Origin of the sequence: Chryseosolibacter indicum, assembly GCF_018598585.1 — a bacterium.
GTDB classification, from domain to species: Bacteria; Bacteroidota; Bacteroidia; order Cytophagales; family Cyclobacteriaceae; genus Chryseosolibacter; species Chryseosolibacter indicus.
The window spans coordinates 1-6,425 of record NZ_JAHESD010000115.1 but is presented as its reverse complement, the minus strand read 5'-3'; the positions used below and the strand labels follow the sequence as shown (position 1 = coordinate 6,425).

The following is a 6,425-nucleotide window of genomic DNA, read 5'->3' as shown; positions in this document are numbered from 1 at the left end:
TAATGGACTCGAGGTTTTTTGTTTCTAAGCCCTTCCAAAAAGATTCATTTTTTGCCATTCGGAAGGTGGGAATTCGAGAAACCGGAGACCGCAGAAAGGCACAAACAGCTTTAAGGTTGCCAATGAGCTGGACGAGAAGCAAACTAAACCAGGAGGATCCAAAATTCCTCGGTGAAGATCAGCTAAGCTAAATTAAGATCAATCAGAATCAGATATCCACCCTTAACCACAGTTTATGTGAATGACCCATCTTACGCAGCAAGATGTATAATGCTAACGAATTTGATAGAAAAGATGCCTATGGAACTCGGGCTATGGGAAACTTAAAAATATTATTAGCTATGACAAGGAAAAAACTGATTAGTAGAGACGAGCTATTAATTATAAAGTGTTATTAAGGGAAAACCGGTCGTGCCAAGCCCTTACTTCCTTCTATAGCTGCCAAGAAGGTTTTCTGCAGTTCAAAGGTGTATTTTAATACTTACTGCTACAGCTCAGCGTGTCAGTTACGGTTCCCTTAACTTCGCCACTTTCAGTTTCATCATTGGTATCACACTTCAAAGGAGTGCGTGATTAAACAATTCTTGTGAAATTGTATCTTCGTATAAGAATTGCAGTCAAAAAATTGGAGCAAACTGGTGAGCAAGTTATAGGGCCGCTCCTTTTGCTAAATTGGCAAGAAAAAAATTGCCAGCGTGAAAAGTGATTTTAAATTATCATGCATCTTAATAAGTCGGTGACGTGGAGAAGAAGCTTAAGTTATACAAATTTTTAAACCTGTTCCGGGAGATTCCTGAATCCGATTTTGAAGTTATCAGTAAGCACTGTCATATTGCGACGTTCCCAACAGGTACGGTACTGCTCGAGGAAGGAAAAGTGGCTAAGCAATTATTTTTCGTGCTTGATGGGATATTGAAGATTAAAGCAACTACAGACAAGGGGATCGACGTGATCCATTTTTTTGTGAAAGAGAATAAGTTTTGCACAATTCTATATAGCTTTCTTGGTGGTGACATGTCACGAGAAAGTATCATTACAGCAGTCGATACCGAGTTAGTTGTATTCTCCAAACAGGAATTAGAACTAGTCTTTAAACAACTTCCCTATTTTGAAGGATTGATACAGACCATTACACATCAAACACTGCTTGAGAAAATCAAAGTTCGTAATAGTTATATGGGAGAAGATGCAACGGCCCGGTATTTAAAGTTCATTACGCAGCAACCTGAGATTATGTTGAGATTACCATTAAGCGACGTGGCTTCTTACCTGGGAATTACCCAACAGTCGTTGAGTAGAATACGCAGGGATATTTCCCATTTATAAGTTAGTTACACTTCCTGGTCCATTCTAATTTGGCTGTCATTTTTCCTCGCCTTAGATGTGTTAATAGGGGCACTTGAAGGGAATTGGATTCGAAAAGCGAAAAGCCAGATGATCGCAAGATCAAACTGGCTTCTTAAACGTGATTTTATATACTCAATCAAGTATAAATTATCTCAAACAAGTACAGTGCCTCCGTCAATTACAAAAGTCTGGCCCGTGGCAAATGATTGCTTCATCAGGAAGATATATGTTTGAGCTATATCTTCTGCCTCTCCGACACGTTTTACAAGTAAGGATTTACTTACCGACTCATAGAAGTTTTCGCGATCCTTTTCGGGCATGCTGTCCCATAGATTTGTTTTGATAACACCGGGCAGAACCACGTTTACTCGTAGCGGTGCTAATTCCACGGCCATCGCGCGACACAAACCTTCCATCGCTCCACACAAACTTGAGGCGAGTGCCCAACCCGCACCCGGCCGTTGACTGGCAATGCCACTGGTAAGACTGATTGAACCTCCCTCATTGATAAACGGAGTTGCATATTTAATAGCTGCAATCGCTCCCCAGAACCTTACAGTAAAAAATTCCTTAGCCTTCGATAGATCAGTTGTATTTAAGTTGGAGAGATTTAAGTTTTCACCAGCGGTATATAGTAAATGATCAAACTTGCCATTGTTATTGAAGAATGATTCGATGTTCTGCTCTTTTGAAAGATCGACAGTGAAGCCAGTGCTTCCTTTGGGTAATTCTTTCAGCGCTGCATCTATCTTCTTTTGATTGCTGGATGCGACCACAATAGTAGCACCTTCTTCAGCTGCGGCTTTCGCGGTGGCTAAACCAATACCGGTACTTCCTCCTAAAATAACAACTCGTTTGTCTTTCAGGGAAAATGATTTTGATGAGGTTCTCATGATTTAAAATATTTGATGAATCAAAATTGATTGTTCAGATTTGGCAAGTATTTACCATATGGTAAATTCGACTCAGGTAGCTATAGCACTTTGAATTATAGGAAATGAATGCATAGCAAACCTGCCAATGTCGTAGAGTTCGCACTGGTGTGTGAAGGGGTTGCAGGTGACCACCTGCTACATAGAGATAATCGTCTTTACTTTAACATCTCAAATCCGTCAATTCCTATATTTAATAAGGAATTGCAGTAAAAAGGCGGTGAGCGAACTGGTAAACAAGTTTTAGAGCCGCTTCTAGATATTGAAAAGCATAGGGGTAGGCGTTACATTTATTTACCTCCTCCGCTGAGTATCAATTAAACAGATCTAAAACCTTGAATTTATAATGTACTCGAGTTTTTTTGTTTTAGTGACATCACCAAATCTCAAGGGTAAGCAAATTGGTAAGCACAAGAATCTCAAAAAATTGCTCACCAGCTTTGACGTACCTCACTGAAAGTCAACCTACCTATTTCGTGATGCTGTATCCGTACTTACGACAACTTTTCCTACAATACATTGAGTAAGTCTTTCGGACCAGAACTGGATGCAGGCATACTGTTGTCAATTGTGTTACTCAATTCCTATTTTGGCTTCTCGTTTTCAAGTAACCGAATATAGTATACGGCTCCTGCTGTGTTCTGAGGAAGTGCCTGAAATTTCACCCGAATATTTTTCTTGCCCTGAATCACTTCATTTGGAAGGGCATACGTGACGTCGAAGAATCTTGATTGATTCCATCTCCCTGTGTTGTCTTCTTCAATAAGCCTATGGTCATCAATATAGATTTCAAATTTCCTGTTTCCCCACTCAGCTCCCCAATACCGGATCATCAGACTAAGATCTGTTTTTCCCTCAGTTGAAAGCAGGTAACTGAAATGACCTCCTTCGTAAGCATCTCTGTAAAACGTGTCGTGGGATGAGCCCGAACGTGAGTTAACATGTTTCATCGAGTGATCTACCTCGGGTTGTTGTTCTCCTGGGGCTACATAGTCAATTGTCCTGTTTTGAATAGCGAGTTTTTTATTTTCCTCTTGGCTCAATGAATCCAAATACGATTGGTATTTACTCTTGCTCAATGCCATCCAATACATCATGTACCTTGCATCGTGAATCTGAAAGAATGGTTCCAGCACCAACGTTGTGGCGTTTACCATTTCAATATCAGTAGTTGCAAATGTTAATGGTTTACCTTCAACTGGTTTCAGCTTGCGCGCAATCGCTGTCAGGTTGTCTTCGATGATTATAGGAGCTTGGTCAACAGGAAGCCGCTTTCCACTGGCGATGTGCGCCCATCGTCCATCATTTGCATCTAGCCCTTTCAAATCTTCAGTGCCGGTTTTCGCCCCGAGTAATATCGGACCATGAAGCAAAGCTATGTAGTTCGGAACATTGGGTAGCTTTTCGATTCTGGTTTGCATCGGCAACTCAATTTTAATCTGATCACCTTTTTTCCAGTTCCGGTTTATTGCTACATAAGAAGATGGCAACGACGTATGTATGAAAGGCTTCCCATTGACTGTAATTCTCAATGCACCTTCTTTCACCCAGAACGGGTAGCGAACCATCAACGTAAACCGTGAACGTCCTTCGGTGATGTTGAGATTTACTTCCTCTTCAAAGGGAAATCTTGTTTGTTGCCTGATCCTGATCTTTCTGTCAGTCCAATTCAGCTCTGATGGAATAAAGAGATTTACATATAAGGAATCATTTCTTTTTGCATAAATAAACTGATTGTATTTGGCGTGGTTTTCCATGCCACTGCCCACGCAACACCACATTCCTTCATTGGGAGTTGAATAAACACGGTAGTGTCTTGGACGCGCCGGCGTGAAATACACATAGCCACCGCGCTGAGGATGTTGTGTTGAAAGAATATGGTTATATAACGTTCTTTCATAGTAATCCACATATCGTGCGGATGGATTCATGCGAAACAAATTCTCGGTAAGCTTAAGCATGTTATACGAATTGCATGTCTCGGGACCTTCGACTTCATTTATAAAATCTCCGCAAGCTGAAACAGCAGGAAAAAATTCTCTCCGGCTATTTCCCCCAAAGGCCAGTGAGCGATTCGTTGTCACCGTCTCCCAAAAGAAACGGCCTGCGTTCTTGTATTGTTGATCTTTAGTAAGCTCTGCTATACGCTCGAAACCCACTGCCTTGGGAACCTGGGTGTTGGCGTGTTTATTATCAAGGTTATCAACTCCTGAAGAAAATGGTTCAAGCAACGCTTTGTGTGAAAACTGTTTTGCTGCCCGCAAATATTTTTCATCACGGGTAATTTCATAAGCGTCGGCGAAAACTTCATTGATGCCACCATGCTCCATCGCCAGCATTTCATTCATCTGCGCTTCGCTTAAGCCGGAAGTGATCTCAATTCCCCAGTCACAGAAACTCAGGAAAATCAGTTTTGCTTCTTCACTACCACCATATACCCATGCATCTCTTAGCCCTGAGTACATTTTATGAATGTTATACCAGGGTACCCAGGCCGAGTGGTATGCTTTGAAGTCGCCTACCCTTAACGCTGACCAGATTTGAGCACTATTCGGAACACCGCCTACATAGCCTCTTCCCCAATCTGCATGTTGATTAGTATGTGCCTCCTGGCATGACTTGACCGTCGCGACCATGTAGTCCATCCGCTTCTTACAGGTTGGATCATTTGTAGAAGCATAATTTATGGCCAGCGCCGAAAGGTAGTGTCCTCCTACATGCCCATCAAGCCCTTCCCAGTTCGGATAGCTCGCTGCCTTTGAAGTCAATCCGGCTTCTTTTAGGTACGGTGCAAGCAAGCGATCAACATCGTACTCGAGAAGCACTTTGATATTGAGATCGCGTGCGCTTTTAAAAGGGCTTTCCAGCAGGGAAACATCACGCAATGAAAATATCGAGGGATACAATTTCTCCTGAGCAGTGACGGTTCCTAAGGATAAGCCGCAATTTATTAGAAAGGTAAAGATGATCGTTTTCTGCATAGTGTTAACACGAACATGACGAAATACATGATCCATGTTCTATACAATATATTACGGTTGGAGTTATAAATCAAAACAAACGTTGAATTACATCCGTTAGTCAGCGCTACTGACAGGCATAAGGCGAAAGAAATTGTCAAAGGACACCGAACGTGCCACGACAATCGTGAGGTTAGTCAACACCTATCTTGCGCTCTTTTCAAATTCCTACACTTTTTTCATTTTAACCGCAAACTGAATTTACGTCTAATGAAAGATTTGGAAACGCGGGTGCATATTGCAAGTACTCGTATTAATCCACCTCCTGAAACTTCTCATCGCCACACATTCTTACAATTTTAGGCATGAACGACCCTAGCACCTCAACAAGCTCTTTTTGATAGTTCATCACTTGATGAATGTCCTTGTAAGCCATCGGTGCTTCATCGAGGCCGGAGCCGATTAATTCAACGCCAGCTTCTTTCAAGAATTTATTAACATGGCCTTGAAGAATAGTCTGTTTTGCTTTTGTTCTTGACATTGTTCTGCCAGCTCCATGTGAAGCGGAGTTTATAGATTCTGCCAAGCCTTTACCACGAACAATAAAGCCCGGTGTTGCCATTGACCCGGGAATAATTCCAAGAACACCTTTGCCGGCAGGTGTCGCACCTTTGCGATGAACGATGATCTCATTTCCGTTTGCATCTTTTTCTTTCCATGCAAAGTTGTGATGGTTCTCGATCATGGCGAGTGGTGTCTCCCGAAGACCAATAGCCATACGCTCGTGAATTTGATGATGACACGCCGACGCATAGTCTCCAGCAAGATTCATTGCAAGCCAGTACTCTTGTCCCTCCTCCGTATTCAAGTCAAGCCATGCAAGGTGCTTCGCTTCTTGTGGAAGTTTGCATTTATCCATAGCGACTTTCGTATAATGACGCGCAATGTTTGCACCCAGTCCACGAGAACCGGAATGAGACAGAACTCCCAAATATTGGCCAGGCGCAAGGTTGTATTCATTCATAACACTTGTTATTTCTACAATACCGAATTCAACAAAATGATTACCTCCACCGGAAGATCCAATTTGCTGCCATGCACGGTCTTTCATTTCCCGGACAATCTGAAGTTCCGAAAATTCTCTTCGTTCAAAGATCTCATGATCCTTCGGCATCTTGAAAGTTGC

Annotated in this window: 5 protein-coding genes; 2 read left to right on the top strand and 3 right to left on the bottom strand. The window is 42.1% G+C overall.

What is annotated here, in order from left to right; genetic code table 11:
* On the top strand, positions 1-191 hold a 191-nt coding region (locus KK060_RS24335), incomplete at its 5' end, for a hypothetical protein (RefSeq protein WP_254157810.1).
* Between the two features lie 550 nt (positions 192-741).
* On the top strand, positions 742-1,326 hold the full coding sequence (locus KK060_RS24330; RefSeq protein ID WP_254157808.1) for a Crp/Fnr family transcriptional regulator: 585 nt from the start codon (positions 742-744) through the stop codon (positions 1,324-1,326).
* A 173-nt stretch (positions 1,327-1,499) separates the two neighbouring features.
* Here KK060_RS24330 and KK060_RS24325 read toward each other — a convergent pair whose 3' ends face one another.
* The 3 genes from KK060_RS24325 to KK060_RS24315 all read right to left on the bottom strand — a co-directional run.
* On the bottom strand, positions 1,500-2,240 hold the full coding sequence (locus KK060_RS24325) for an SDR family oxidoreductase (protein ID WP_254157806.1): 741 nt from the start codon (positions 2,238-2,240) through the stop codon (positions 1,500-1,502).
* Positions 2,241-2,863: 623 nt separating this feature from the next.
* Positions 2,864-5,260, bottom strand: a complete 2,397-nt coding sequence (locus KK060_RS24320) for a glycoside hydrolase family 127 protein (RefSeq protein ID WP_254157804.1) — start codon at positions 5,258-5,260, stop codon at positions 2,864-2,866.
* Positions 5,261-5,552: 292 nt separating this feature from the next.
* Positions 5,553-6,425 (bottom strand): RtcB family protein (locus KK060_RS24315; RefSeq protein WP_254157802.1); only part of this gene is annotated, 873 nt, incomplete at its 5' end.